Annotated in this window: 9 protein-coding genes and 1 other RNA gene; 6 read left to right on the top strand and 4 right to left on the bottom strand. The window is 44.8% G+C overall.

The genetic code is table 11. The annotated features are described in order from the left end of the window. Window positions 1–2 precede the first annotated feature (2 nt). Complete coding sequence (gene tkt, locus ACYX4W_RS07275) at window positions 3–1,994, bottom strand: transketolase (RefSeq protein ID WP_476054918.1); 1,992 nt, start codon at window positions 1,992–1,994, stop codon at window positions 3–5. A 396-nt stretch (window positions 1,995–2,390) separates the two neighbouring features. Here tkt and metK point away from each other — a divergent pair, with 396 nt between their 5' ends. Next, a complete protein-coding gene (gene metK, locus ACYX4W_RS07270) occupies window positions 2,391–3,536 on the top strand; it encodes a methionine adenosyltransferase (RefSeq protein ID WP_014948382.1) in 1,146 nt (381 codons plus the stop codon). Between the two features lie 243 nt (window positions 3,537–3,779). Beyond that, complete coding sequence (locus tag ACYX4W_RS07265; RefSeq protein ID WP_474808546.1) at window positions 3,780–4,250, top strand: hypothetical protein; 471 nt, start codon at window positions 3,780–3,782, stop codon at window positions 4,248–4,250. 76 nt (window positions 4,251–4,326) lie between these two features. Here the strand turns inward: ACYX4W_RS07265 and ACYX4W_RS07260 are convergent, their stop codons facing one another. Further along, a complete protein-coding gene (locus tag ACYX4W_RS07260; RefSeq protein ID WP_474808547.1) occupies window positions 4,327–4,830 on the bottom strand; it encodes a 3'-5' exonuclease in 504 nt (167 codons plus the stop codon). Between the two features lie 317 nt (window positions 4,831–5,147). Between ACYX4W_RS07260 and ACYX4W_RS07255 the strand changes: the two genes are divergently transcribed. The 3 genes from ACYX4W_RS07255 to ACYX4W_RS07245 are packed head-to-tail and all read left to right on the top strand — an operon-like array spanning window position 5,148 to window position 9,989. Continuing rightward, window positions 5,148–6,323, top strand: coding sequence for an ABC transporter substrate-binding protein (locus ACYX4W_RS07255; protein WP_474808549.1), 1,176 nt, complete (start codon window positions 5,148–5,150; stop codon window positions 6,321–6,323). Then, a complete protein-coding gene (locus ACYX4W_RS07250; RefSeq protein ID WP_474808551.1) occupies window positions 6,323–9,214 on the top strand; it encodes an ATP-binding protein in 2,892 nt (963 codons plus the stop codon). The genes ACYX4W_RS07255 and ACYX4W_RS07250 overlap by 1 nt, the downstream gene beginning before the upstream one ends. A gap of 10 nt (window positions 9,215–9,224) precedes the next feature. Next, window positions 9,225–9,989, top strand: coding sequence for a substrate-binding periplasmic protein (locus ACYX4W_RS07245; protein WP_476075118.1), 765 nt, complete (start codon window positions 9,225–9,227; stop codon window positions 9,987–9,989). 19 nt (window positions 9,990–10,008) lie between these two features. Here the strand turns inward: ACYX4W_RS07245 and ACYX4W_RS07240 are convergent, their stop codons facing one another. Continuing rightward, entirely contained in the window at window positions 10,009–10,953 is a 945-nt protein-coding gene (locus tag ACYX4W_RS07240; protein ID WP_476075117.1) for a DMT family transporter, read from the bottom strand. A 369-nt stretch (window positions 10,954–11,322) separates the two neighbouring features. Here ACYX4W_RS07240 and ACYX4W_RS07235 point away from each other — a divergent pair, with 369 nt between their 5' ends. After that, entirely contained in the window at window positions 11,323–13,719 is a 2,397-nt protein-coding gene (locus tag ACYX4W_RS07235) for a TonB-dependent receptor (RefSeq protein WP_476075116.1), read from the top strand. A gap of 142 nt (window positions 13,720–13,861) precedes the next feature. Here the strand turns inward: ACYX4W_RS07235 and rnpB are convergent. Further along, window positions 13,862–14,212, bottom strand: an RNA gene (rnpB, locus tag ACYX4W_RS07230) — RNase P RNA component class A. Window positions 14,213–14,236: the final 24 nt, after the last annotated feature.

Below are 14,236 nucleotides of genomic sequence, written 5' to 3'. Positions count from 1 at the left end.
TCTTACAGAGACAGTGCAGCCTCTACTACAGCGTCAGTGGTAATGTTGAAGTGCTTAAATAGGTCGCCAGCAGGCGCAGACTCACCAAAGGTGTCCATGCCCACGATAGCGCCATTAAAGCCAACGTACTTGTACCAGCTATCTTTAGACAGCGCTTCAACCGCTACGCGTTTAACAACGCTAGAAGGCAGTACGCTTTCACGGTAATCAGCAGATTGACGGTCGAATACGTCAGTTGATGGCATAGACACTACGCGAACGGCTTTGCCTTGCTCGGTTAGTTTTTCTGCTGCTTCAACGGCTAGCTGAACCTCAGAACCAGTACCAATAAGAATAAGCTCTGGTGTACCTTCACAGTCTTTAAGTACGTAACCGCCTTTCGCGATATCAGCAACTTGTTGAGCGGTTCTTTCTTGCTGCGCTAAGCCTTGACGTGTGAAGATTAGCGTTGTTGGGCCGTCAGTGCGCTCAATAGCAGACTTCCACGACACAGCAGACTCAACCTGATCACAAGGACGCCAGTTATCAAGGTTAGGCGTTGCACGTAGCGCAACCACCTGCTCTACCGGCTGGTGCGTTGGACCGTCTTCACCTAGACCAATTGAATCGTGGGTGTAAACGAAAATTGCAGGCTGCTTCATTAGTGCGGCCATGCGTACCGCGTTGCGTGCATATTCCATAAACATTAGGAAGGTTGCACCGTATGCCTTAAAGCCACCGTGAAGAGCAATACCATTCATCATGGCCGACATACCAAATTCACGTACACCGTAGTAAATGTAGTTACCTGATGCATCGTTTGCTTCAACGCCTTTGCTACCTTCCCAAATGGTAAGGTTAGAACCAGCAAGGTCGGCAGAGCCGCCTAATAGCTCAGGAAGTAAAGGACCAAACGCGTTTAATGCATTTTGCGACGCTTTACGTGAAGCAATGTTTTGTGGGTTAGCTTGAAGCTCAGCGATGATAGCATCTGCTTTGTCGCTGAAATCTGCTGGCAACTCGCCATTTACGCGGCGTTTAAATTCTGCTGCAAGCTCTGGGTAGGCGGCTTCATATGCAGCGAAAGCGTCGTTCCACGCGCTTTCCGCTTTTGAGCCTTTCTCTTTGCCATCCCAGCCCGCGTAGATATCGTCTGGAATTTCGAACGCGCCGTGGCTCCAGCCAAGTTTTTCACGTGTAGCGACAATTTCGTCATCACCTAACGGTGCACCGTGGCAAGACTCAGTACCTTCTTTATTAGGCGAGCCGAAACCAATGGTGGTTTTACAACAAATAAGTGTAGGCTGCGCCGTATTCGCCTGCGCCTTTTCAATGGCAGCTTTTACTTGTTCAGCATCGTGACCGTCAACGCCTTCAATCACTTCCCAGCCGTAGCTCTTAAAGCGTGCTGGAGTATCGTCGGTGAACCAGCCTTCAACTTCACCATCAATTGAAATGCCGTTGTCATCCCAAAATGCGATTAACTTACCAAGGCCTAGTGTACCGGCCAGTGAACAAGTCTCGTGAGAGATACCTTCCATCAAGCAGCCATCACCTAGGAACGCGTAGGTGTGGTGGTCTACGATAGTGTGACCGTCTTTGTTGAACTGTGCCGCTAACACTTTCTCGGCAAGCGCCATACCCACTGCGTTACTGATGCCCTGACCTAGCGGGCCAGTGGTGGTTTCAACGCCTGGCGCATAACCATATTCTGGATGGCCTGGCGTTTTTGAATGCAATTGACGGAAGTTCTTTAACTCTTCAATTGGCAGTTCGTAGCCTGAAAGGTGAAGAAGAGAGTACAACAGCATTGAGCCGTGACCATTTGAAAGCACAAAGCGATCGCGGTTAGCCCAAGATGGGTTCGCAGGATTGTGTGATAAGAAATCACCCCATAATACCTGCGCAATATCAGCCATCCCCATTGGGGCGCCTGGGTGACCAGATTTAGCTTGTTGAACGGCGTCCATGCTTAATGCACGGATAGCATTGGCGAGTTCACGACGAGAGGGCATGTTGTCTCCTGATTTATTTTGTATCTTTTGGTACCATGGTAGTAATTGATGTGAGCACTGGGGAACATCAATTGTCTGCTCTTGCTCTACTTCTAGGCACTTTTGAATGTGAGGCTATTCTTACCCATGCCACCTTTCAGTTCAATGGATTTTCATTGCCATTATCGAAAGTAAATCCAAAAACATCAAAGAAGCTTATAAAGCCCACGGCATTACCGATAACACTTATATGTCTTTGTCTTTGTTATACATCGAAATAACCCCAAAAATGATCGGGTTATGTCAACTATTCGTAACAAAGAGACTTTTAGACGTCTAGAAGTAAAGACTGGTATTTATAACTTGTTTTAGTACAATATACGACTATTTTGATAATTTAACGCTTACGGAGCATTTATGGCCACGCATTTATTCACATCCGAGTCAGTGTCTGAAGGACATCCGGACAAAATTGCTGATCAGATCTCAGATGCGGTTCTTGACGCTATATTAGAACAAGATCCTCGCGCTCGGGTGGCCTGCGAAACGTATGTAAAAACCGGTATGGTTTTAGTAGGTGGTGAAGTAACCACTTCTGCATGGGTAGACATTGAAGAACTTACCCGAAAAACTGTTAAAGAAATTGGCTACACGCATTCAGATATGGGCTTTGACGCCGATTCATGTGCGGTATTAAACGCAATCGGTAAACAGTCTCCTGATATCAATCAAGGTGTTGACCGCGCAAGCCTAGAAGAACAAGGTGCGGGTGACCAAGGCCTGATGTTTGGTTACGCGAGCGACGAAACTGATGTATTAATGCCGGCGCCTATCACGTACTCTCACCGCCTTGTTCAAAAACAAGCGGAAGTACGTAAATCTGGTAAGCTAGACTGGTTGCGCCCAGATGCGAAAAGCCAAATTACTTTCAAGTATGAAAACGACAAGCCTGTAGGCATCGACGCGGTTGTACTTTCAACTCAGCACTGTGATTCAGTAAGCACTGAAACAGTACGTGAAGCGGTAATGGAAGAAATCATCAAGCCAGTACTACCAAGTGAATGGATTGATGGAAATACGCGCTTTCACATCAACCCAACAGGTCGATTCGTTATCGGTGGTCCAATGGGCGACTGTGGCTTAACAGGTCGTAAAATCATCGTAGACACTTACGGTGGTATGGCTCGTCACGGTGGTGGCGCGTTTTCTGGTAAAGATCCATCTAAAGTAGACCGCAGTGCAGCATACGCGGGTCGTTACGTTGCTAAGAACATTGTTGCCGCGGGCCTTGCTAAGCGCTGTGAAATCCAAGTGTCTTATGCAATTGGTGTGGCAGAGCCAACGTCTATCAGCATCGATACCTTTGGGACTGGCGTTGTAGATGAGAAAACACTCGTTGCATTAGTGCGCGAACACTTTGATTTGCGCCCTTACGGCCTTATCCAAATGCTAGATCTTGAGCGCCCAATTTATCGCCCAACAGCTGCATACGGTCACTTTGGTCGTGACGAATTCCCATGGGAAGCAACAGATAAAGCGGAAGCGTTAAAAGCATCGATTTAATACGATAAGCCATTAACGCTCTTTGAAAACGCCGTTAGCTTGTTACGCTTTACATTGAAGCTATGCAACCTAGCGGTGTTTTTTGTTGAGTCTTTCAGGTGAGACAAGCTAGCCCCCTAAATTAAATACGGTAAAGCCTATTTCCATCCTTTGTTTTTGCAGCTATGCTTAAATAACCAACACACTATCGCTTGTAGTTTCTGGTTGTTTACAAGCCATGATAACAACAACTTGGGCTCTTCCATGAATGTAGTTTCCGGTACTCTTATAGCGTTCACGCTGGCTGTCTCAATAACAGCCTTACCTGTGTTCGCGAATGTAAATGATACCCTCTACAGCCCAATTCAATTTAAGAGCAAGAAGATAGCTCGGTGGCAGCTAAACAGTATGTACCGCGTTCAATCTACGACCGAAACCTACCTTTACGACAACAGTTATACCTATCCAGCGGGCTCACAAGGTATGTTTAGCGCCAGCCGGCGTTTTAACACCTGGGTGCCTCAAAAGGTTTATGCGACCTACAAAACAAACAATACCGCTTTTCAACATTATGCTGAGTGGCTTTATTTACCGCACGATGTGGGTACTTTTACGCGATTAGGCTGGCTACTTGGCCAAAGCGAAGGGTTAAATATGGCCGTTGAGATTGAGCATAGACAAGTTGGAGAAGAAGAGAATATGGCGCTTTCATTAGGTGTTAATTACCTGTTCTAGAAATATCACTACCTTTAGCTTTTCGAACGCCTCGATACCAAAATTGACGCACCCTAACAACAAATGCAATACAGAATCATTTCTGAGTGAGTGCCATTGTTTTAGCATAGGTTTGCTGAATTATCATTGCATCTGAACTCGCCCGATGACGCTTAACGTCTAGTTCAGCGGAAAGACTATTTTTTACGTCATGCCAGTTATCCATTTGAGACTCACTCAATATATATTCAAGGGCGCGGCAGGTGAACGACATTTCAATTTGCGCAGCCGAGAACAGCTTTATAAGCCAAGGGTTATCTACCACCCACCCGTCACTGTATACAACTGTATTCCCCAGAAAATTATTAAGCTCAACGCACACCTTATGAGGTTCCTCGCCTCGTGCTTGTAACATTTGTTGAGAGATGCCATGAAGCGATTCTGCTTTTGTATCCCAGTGTACCCAAGAGTCAAATGGCCTTAGTAGCTTGCACCACTTTGCACCATCATAGCGCACAATGCCTATTTCTATGGGGTAACTTGCCGCCCCAAATCCACTTGCTTCCACATCTATAATTGTAGGCAATGTTGTATTTCGCACTTATACTCCAAACTACTGTTCTCCTTAATTTGTGTTAGCAAAAGAGAATATCCTTCTCACTGGCACAGGTATTTTTATTTTTCATCGTGCTCTGCGCTCTCACATAGCTGCTCACCTAACAAACATTAAGCTTCACTCCTTATGTTTAATAGCAGAATCGTGCCACATTGGTTATTCCAAAAAGGAGAGTGAACGCAAACTCATAGAAAGACTGCTTACATAACAAGCAAATTTAGACTAAAGGATAATGCGTAAATAATAAAACGCCCTGCACATTGCTATACACTTTTAAGAGTAGTCAATCAGGTAGCTAATTCATGCGTGTATATCTTCTTCTATCAGCGCTCCTCTGCTTTATATCCTTTAATTCATGCCGAGCTGACAGTACTCAAGAGCCTTTAATTATTGGTATTGATGCAGACCTCTCGGCGGTTGCTGTAGAGGGAGGCGTTGCTATTACTCGAGGCGTAGAGCTAGCCGTTGAGGAAATTAATGCGAATGGAGGGATACTTGGCCGTACACTCAAAGTGATTGCGAAAGATCACCGAGGAAATCCTGCTCGCGGTATTTACAACATTGAACAGTTTGCGCAAATGCCAAACTTGCTAGCCGTCGTTGGTGGGGTACATACTCCCGTGGTGCTTGCGGAAATTGATATTATACATGCTAAAAATATTCTCATGCTGGTTCCCTGGGCCGCCGGCACGCCCATAGTAGACAATGCTCACTCACCCAATAATGTTTTTCGAATCTCAGTACGTGACGCTGAAGCAGCGTCTGTACTGATAGACTTTGTAAAATCCAGAGAGTTATCTAATGTCGCTTTGATCTTGGAGCGAACAGGATGGGGACGTTCCAACCTTGAGTCTTTAACTAAAGCGGCACAGGAACAAGGGGTGAACATTAGCGCAACCTATTGGATTAATTGGCAACAGAAAGATTTTTCTGAAGATGCTAAGGCGATAAAAGATTCGAAGGCGGACAGTGTAATATTAGTTACCAACGTACCTGAAGGTGTGGTTGTTGTAGATGCATTGGCTGAACAAGGCCTAAGCTCGCTCCCTGTTGTTTCTCACTGGGGTATAGCGTCAGGTCAGTTCGCATCTCAATTAGCCAACCCTATCAATCAGCACGACATATCAGTTCTTCAAACGTTTCACTTCCACCATCAGAAAAATAACAAGGCTAAACAATTATTAGAAGCCTATTATAATAAATATGGGCTTATTGATGCAGCAGCTATTGAAGGTGTCACAGGTTTAGCCCATGCATATGATTTAATTCACTTAATTGCTATCGCTGCCGATAAAGCTAATAGCATACAAGTTAACGATTTACGCAATGCTCTAGAATCGCTTAAAGACATCCAGGGTGCGGTAAAATACTATGAAGCTCCATTCACTAAAGAAAGGCATGATGCACTTTGGTCAAAGGATTATTTTATGACGAAGATTAATGATAAAGGCCATTTGGTAACAACGGGCAAGAAATAATGCAGCATGAACCTATGAGGCTGCGTTCTTTATTGCTTTCAAGCATGATCCCAAGGCTAGCGCTATTAATAGCAGTGCTGTCTATTACGCTAGTTGCCCTTTCCTTTCATTTCATTGTTAAGCAAAGTAATGCCCTTCAGCAGCAGTCGGTAGAAGGGCTCGAGCAAGATATTAGCTTCATTGTTAGCGATACAACGCGTCAGTTAGCCGATCTAGCGGCAAACGACATTATTATTAATTCGCTGGTTGATTTACAGCAGCGAGATAATTACCTACCTATGTTTTTTCGCTCTTTAAATCTTACCCAGGCAAAAACTGTAGAATTTGCACTGTTTGATTTTGCAGGTGAGAAAGTTATCGACAAAAACTGGAGTGCTACGCTTCCTGAGTCGTTAAGCAGTGCTTGGCGTCAGCAAACGCTTGGCTCATCAAACACCTTTTCGTCCGTATCTAAATACGGAGTAGTCATCAGCGTCCCCGTTCTGCTCAATGGCGTCTCTGAAGGTGCCCTTGTCATGTACGTCGATAGCCTTCAATCATTGCTCGCGCCCTACCCTAGACTGACTAACCAGTTAGTCACAGATTCAAACGGAAACGTACTATTTAGTAGCGAGCCCTCTTTAATAGCGCCAAACTCAAGCTTTTTAGCGTTTAACCAAAGTGGCTATTCTATTAAGCAAACCAGCTGGAAGAACCTTCAGTTATATAGCGTTAAACCAACTATTACTGCATACAGAGAGGTTGCCTGGACAGGCATTGTTTTATTAGCAATGGTTGTGGGGTTCATTTTCATTATATTGCATATGGTGAGTATGACCGGAACCTTGGCCGAGCGAACCCTTTCAACACTGTATAAAGATATTAAAAATCGCCTTAATAGTGACAATACAACGTCTTTAAACAATGAGTCTCAAGTTGAGGCAAAAGAGTTAGCCGACATTCGAGCCGCTTTCGATAAGCTTATTTGGGATTTGACCGAGGTCTCAATGTCTAACGAACAGTTTTCGAATGTATTAGAATCGATGGGCGACATGCTGGTCGTGGTCGATCAGAATCAAGAAATTCTCATTTCAAACAAACGCTTCGACATTTTTTGCGATGACCAATACGGTGAAAAGAGTGCAATATTAAAGCTGATAGTACGGAAGCTAGCGACACAACTAAGCGATGAGCTGACGCACTTTTCAGTGAATTCGGGCAAAGAACGTTATATTCGCTGGACAAAAGCCTCCCTTGCCGATGCAAATGGCAATATTCGTGGTGATATATATGTAGGAAATGACGTTACCGAGCAGCGCGCATTAGAAAGCCACGTAAATGTGCTTACCCATGCCATGGATGAAGCAACTGTTTCAATTATTATTTCTGACGTTAAACGGGTCGGACAGCCAATTATTTATGTAAATAGTGCATTTGAAGAATTAACTGGCTACAAACGAAGTGAAATGATTGGGCACAACTGTCGCTCTATGCAAGGTGATGAAACCAGTAAGCAAACTGTTGAGCAAATTCGTAAAGCCATTGCGACACGTGAGCCTATTGAAACTACACTACTTAACTACAGAAAAGACGGCAGCGCCTTTTATAACCGACTAAATTTAACACCAGTTAAAACCAATGGCGAAGTGACGCATTACATCGGTTTTCAGCAAGATGTTACGCAGCAACGACAAACGGAGCAATACCTTCAAGAAGCGAGAGAGAAAGCCGAAGAGTCTGCTCGACTGAAGTCTAGCTTCTTAGCAAGTATGAGCCACGAAATACGCACGCCTATCCACGGTATATCTGGTGTTTTGCAGCTAATGGCAAACTCTGAACTTACCGAAGAGCAGAAGCATTACCTTTCACTCGCTAAGTTTAGTATTCAAGGCCTTTTACATATCGTAAATGACATTTTGGACTTTTCTAAAATTGAAGCAGGTCAGCTACAGATTGAAGAGAACCCTTTCGACATTTTAGAGTCCCTTGAGAACCTTCAAAGTCAGTACGCCATCATGTGCCAGGAAAAAGGTCTTGAGCTACACTTCCACTTTGATCTACAAGGGTTCCACGTTGTACAAGGTGATGATGTACGTTTCAGGCAAATTTTGTCGAACTTGCTGGGCAACGCAGTCAAGTTTACTGACTCTGGATGCATTGAAGTTACCACTAGCATTAAACAAAACGCAGACGACAGCCTTACACTTTTATGTAGCGTAAAAGACACGGGAATAGGTATTGCGCAAGACAAGCAAAGCACTATTTTTGATGTCTTCACGCAAGAAGACTTATCAACCACCCGCAAGTTCGGCGGAACCGGTCTGGGTTTATCAATTAGCAAACAACTTTGCGAACTTATGGGTGGCAACATTAAACTTGAAAGTGTAAAAGGTCACGGAAGTACGTTCTCTTTTACTATTTCTCTTGAGCCCGCGGATGAAACTTTACTGGTCCCTGTGCACCACGCCTCTTCGTTAAAACGAGAAAAAGGTAAAAAACGTAAAGTACTTATTGTTGAAGATAACGATATTAATCAAATAATCGTGAAACAGCATCTCAGCAACCATACTACCCTTAGCGCCAAATCTGGTTTAGAAGCACTAGAGGCTCTGAATAAAATGAAGGTGACCTTTGATGTCATCTTGATGGATTGTCAGATGCCGGAAATGGATGGTTTTGAAGCAACTAAGCGCATTAGAAACGGTGAAGCTGGAGAGCGTTACCTCAACGTTCCGATTATCGCCCTGACCGCAAATGCAATGAAAGGTGATAAAGAGCGCTGTGTTGAAGCGGGAATGGACGATTATTTAAGTAAGCCCTTCGATGCTGAAGACCTTATCGATAAAGTCGATCATTGGGCAAGTATTGAAAGAAAGACTAAAGAAAGCGTAGTTCATAACCTATTATATTAGGACATCTTGAGTGTATGCATTAACAGTATTAACACCTCTTATCCAAATAGTTGTTTCGTTAAGTTTATTGGTTAACGTTTCGTTTTTTTGCGGTGGCGCGACTGCCGATGAAGTATTGAGGTATAATCTTGGAACATCAGGCAGCTCTATCCCGTACGAAAATGCTGTCGACGAAGATAGGGCCGGTATTCTAGTTGAAATTCTCCCCCTTATTATGAATAAAGCAGGTATTAAGACGGAAAAAGTCATGCTGTCTACCAAACGCGCCATGCTTGCATTTAAAACAGGCGATCTTGATTTCGACTTCTTCAGTCCAAGCTGGCTGTCTAAAGATGAGCCCGCAGCCGACTTCACTTTCTCAGATCCCATTATAGACATCACAGAACACTTTATTACTCTGCCTGAAAACCATAGCCGATACCAAACCGTCGCCTCTATCTACGGTGAAACTGTAGGGATGATCTCCGGCTATGTGTATTTTGATTCTGATAAGTTCGTCAGAATGGATTTTCAAGCCGAGAGCAACCTTATCTTAGCCCTAGGTGCAAAAAGGGTAGATGTCATCATAATGGAGGAGGCATCGGCCCGTTACTGGTCTTCAATTCACGAAATGAAAATTGCCTTGGGGCCCATCCATACCGCGGGCAAAATGGCGTTGCGTGTTCACAATCGACATAAAGATAAGCTTCCTGCCTTAAACCGTGCTATCGCTGAACTAAAACAAACGGGTCAAATTGATAGAATACTTGGAAAGTATTCTGACTTCTCATTATAAGCTGCACGCTATTTCGACATTACGCCGCTGCTTTTCTGCCATAGCGCTTTAGAGCAAAAGGAAATTTAATCGACTGGATTAAAAGGCAAAGACACACTAGCGTCATGCCAACCCACCCCACCGGCTTGAAGACTTCACCAATAAGGAAGATAGCGAAAAGTGTCGCAACCAGTGGTTCTATTAGTGTAATAAGCGTAGCTTTACTGGCTTCAGTAGTGCGAAGACCATAACCAAATAATAAATATCCAAAAAACATAGGCACCACGGCCATATAAAGTGACACGCTAGTGTGAATTACGGTATCAAAGAGGTTCTGACCGGTAAACCAAAGTGAGGGCAGTAGGACAATTGCAGCGCAGCCGAACAGCCCGGCCATAGCAGACTTTGAGTTTGCGCCAGTGTCAATGTGTTGTTTTGCAGCCCACGAATATCCCGCATAAGTTAAACCAGCAATTAACCCCAAAATAACGCCGAATACCTGATTACTTTTAGAGGCTGATAGTTCCAATGCCCCCTCTGCTTTGCCCATAGCTAGAAGGCCAATTCCCAATACCCCGAATATAAAGCTTATAAACCATTTTAAAGATACAGGCCTTTTACTTAGAAAATATTCTAAAAGCGCCGCGAATAAAGGTGCGCTAGCGATAGATACTACAGTACCTATGGCTACACCTGACAAGCGCATAGCGCTGTAAAAAGCGAGCGGATAGATTGCTACGCAAGCACTACCAAACAGAAAGGTAAGTGGTTTAGCCAATAGGACTCGGGCATCTTCTACTAGCGATTTTCTAGCACTTAAGCAAAGCAGAATGCCACCTATTCCCATTGCAAATGCACCGATGGCCAATGGGCTGATTTCGGGCGCAAACTGTGCTGCAGTACCTGTTGTCCCCCACAGAAAACTTGCAACAACAATTGCTAGCATACCTTTTAGTAGTTCATTGGCTTTTACTGGCTTTTCCATTGCACCTCTCTCGTATGACTTTCGTTTTCGCTCTTCTGCTTAGGTAAGGGGTTTGCACTTTGAATATCTTTTCACCAGCCGTTTGCTAGAACTAAGATATTTTTATGTAAAAGCTAAACCTCATCTAAGCGGGATCATACCTAGATTACTTACGATGTAATTAGCCTGATAGACACTTATTTTGACCTTTTAGACGCATTTTCAGGCCATAACATTAGTTAACAAAAAAGAAACATGGGAAAATCAAAATCACCCCACACTACTAAAGTAGAAATATTTGTTTCGCTACATATAGAAAAAGACAACTTTTTTTGCCACATTACCCCCTTGCCTAATAACAAAATAGAAACAACCACACTGGATGGACTTATGTTTAAAATAAATAAACCTTCGTTTAGACGAAGCACACTTAGCATTGCGGTAATGGGGCTGCTTAGCTCTGGTGCAATTGCCCAGGACACACAACAAGCGGATGACGATAACTTTGAGCAGATTATAGTAACCGCTACAAAGCGCGCTGAATCCATTGAAGACATTCCTTTTTCAATTAACGCGCAAACACAGCGAGACTTTGAACGCAGCGGCGCGGGTAACTTAGAGGATGTAGCTAGAAATGTGGCAAGCGTCTCTATTCAAAATTTGGGGCCAGGCCAAAGCCAGGTTTCAATGCGTGGCGTATCGGCAGGGCAAATAGTGCGTGACCAACCAGGCGTTAAAGAGCAAGTAGGCGTCTATCTTGATGAAAGCGTTATTTCACTATCTTTGTTTACCCCAGATCTCGATCTTTTTGATCTTAACCGCATAGAAACTCTACGTGGACCGCAGGGTACACTTTTCGGATCTGGCTCTATCGGCGGGACCCTTCGTTACATTACCAACCAGCCTGAATTAGACACATTTGAAGGTAAGTTTGAAGCTAACCTCAATAGTGTGACAGACGGCGGTGTGGGCGGTCATGTAAAAGGTATGGTGAACGTACCAATCTCAGATACAGTTGCTATGCGCGCGGTGGTTTACCGCACTGATTACGCGGGCTTTATTGATGCGTTAGGTGAAAATGGCGCGTTTAACGAAGACGTTAATGACGGTGACAGAACTGGCGGACGCGTAGCGTTTGTTATCGCACCTAATGATAAACTCACCATAACGCCACGACTGATCTACCAAGAACTCGAGATGAACGGGTTTAATAGGGAAGAAGTCTATAACGTGTTTGCAAACCCTTACACCACGTCACGTCCTGCTATTCAATTAGGTGAGCGCGAACAGTATCTGTTGCTTGAGGAAGGGTTTACTGATGAAACCTTGATAGCTGATGTAACCGCTGAATATCAAGCTGATGTTGCCGACTTTACCTTTGTTTATAGCTATACCGACCGAGATATACTGGTTAGCCGTGATGCCAGCGCACTCTCCGGTTCGGTGAGTATCGACTTAGGTTTTCCGGATGAAGCCGTATTATTACCGTCGAATTTATTAGACAGAACCGAAGTAGAGCAAGATACCTTTGAGCTTCGCGCCGCGTCTAATGACGATGGCGCACTAGACTGGTTAGTTGGCGCTTTCTACTCTTCAACTGAACGCGTTTACGACCAATCACTTCCTACCCCCGGCTATGATGCGTTTACAGATGCTACGTTAGGTGAAGGCACGTCAGCAGCGGTTGCCAATGGCTTTGAAGCCGATTCGCCATACAACGCCTACTTGCCTTACGACTTAAAGCAGCTTGCTGTGTTTGGTGAAGTGAATTATCAAGTTAACGATGACTTCAAGATGACCGTGGGCTCTCGCTTTTACGATTATGAAGAAGAGCGTCAATTTATTTCCGGCGGCTTATTTGCCAATGGCGACAACCAAACTGATTCGACAGAGTCAGACGGCTTCACATCACGCGTAATTGGTCAGTATAGCCTTAACGAAAACGTGAATTTAAATGCGCAAGTATCGCAAGGCTTTAGACTTGGTGGTGTAAATGATCCGCTAAATAGAAGCTTGTGTACCGACCAAGATGAAGCCATCTTTGGTTCATTCCAAGACTATGACGATGAAAAACTCACCAACTATGAGATAGGTATGAAGTCGTCAGGACGGGGCTGGACGGCGAACGTGTCAGCTTTCTACAACGACATTGAAGACCTTCAAGTTACGTTGGATGCGGGTTCTTGTTCTTCACGGGTGTCATTTAACGTACCTGAAGCCCACACCCAAGGTATTGAATTTGAACTTACACGTCAGTTTACTGACCAGCTCTTTTTCTCATTGACCGGTAGCATCATCGAAGCTGAGTTCGATTCAACCGTTGTTGACGGTGATGGTGCGGTGCTAGGTGGCGTTGAAGATGGCAACCGTTTGGCGTCAGTACCAGAAGAAAGCTTCGCTATCGCATTTACCTATGATTTAGCGCAGCCTTTATTCTCGTCAAACAGCACCTACTTCCAAGGTTCTTATCAATACGTGGGCGACCGTATTACCCAGCCTAGTGACCAAGTTGCAGGTGCAGGTATATTCACTTCAGGGCTTGCCTTTGGTGGTGCAACCGGTACAGAAACAACAGAGTTAGACTTGTTGCTAGACGACTACGGCACAATGAACATGAGCTTTGGTCTTACCTACGATGACTACGAAATCTTGCTATACGCCAACAACCTGTTTGATGAAAACGCACAGCTTTCGTTTGATAGAGAACGTGGTGGACGTGCTCGACTTGGATTTACGGTGAACCAGCCTCGCACAGTAGGCGCGACGTTCCGCTATTTCTTCCAGTAACTAGCGATATATGTCTCTGCCTGAGGGAATGTCCCTTCAGGTAGAGGCTTCACCCGCTAAAGGAATAGCCTTTTTCTACTTTAGGAAAAGTATCGTCTAAAAGCGGCACAATAAACATGCTTTGAGAAGCTATCAAAGAAAAGAGTGGAGTTGGCCGTAAGCCGGGTTCTGTCGTGGGCAACCATTCCTCTAGATCAGCAATCGCTCACTGATTCAAGCAACCTACCCGATCCCCATGCGGGCCACACGTTGAGGGATCCTATTTGGTCTTGCTCCGGGTGGAGTTTACCTTGCCACACTCTGTTACCAGAGGTGCGGTGCGCTCTTACCGCACCCTTTCAGCCTTACCGGCATGTAAACATGCTTAGGCGGTCTTCTCTCTGCTGCACTTGTCGTCGGCTCACGCCGCCCAGACGTTATCTGGCACCCTGCCCTTTGGAGCCCGGACTTTCCTCCCCTTTCTTACGAAAGCGGCGATTGCCTGGCCAACTCCGCGGCGCATTCTACATGAAGTGCC

The organism is Alteromonas sp. ABH4_454 (genome assembly GCF_056311775.1).
Note: the sequence above shows the minus strand (reverse complement) of the source record. Positions and strands in the feature narration are given on the sequence as shown.

Coding starts and splice junctions, on each gene's coding strand:
- tkt (WP_476054918.1), bottom strand. CDS start 1,994: ATGCCCTCTCGTCGTGAACTCGCCAATGCTATCCGTGCATTAAGCATG.
- metK (WP_014948382.1), top strand. CDS start 2,391: ATGGCCACGCATTTATTCACATCCGAGTCAGTGTCTGAAGGACATCCG.
- ACYX4W_RS07265 (WP_474808546.1), top strand. CDS start 3,780: ATGAATGTAGTTTCCGGTACTCTTATAGCGTTCACGCTGGCTGTCTCA.
- ACYX4W_RS07250 (WP_474808551.1), top strand. CDS start 6,323: ATGCAGCATGAACCTATGAGGCTGCGTTCTTTATTGCTTTCAAGCATG.
- ACYX4W_RS07235 (WP_476075116.1), top strand. CDS start 11,323: ATGTTTAAAATAAATAAACCTTCGTTTAGACGAAGCACACTTAGCATT.
- ACYX4W_RS07240 (WP_476075117.1), bottom strand. CDS start 10,953: ATGGAAAAGCCAGTAAAAGCCAATGAACTACTAAAAGGTATGCTAGCA.
- ACYX4W_RS07255 (WP_474808549.1), top strand. CDS start 5,148: ATGCGTGTATATCTTCTTCTATCAGCGCTCCTCTGCTTTATATCCTTT.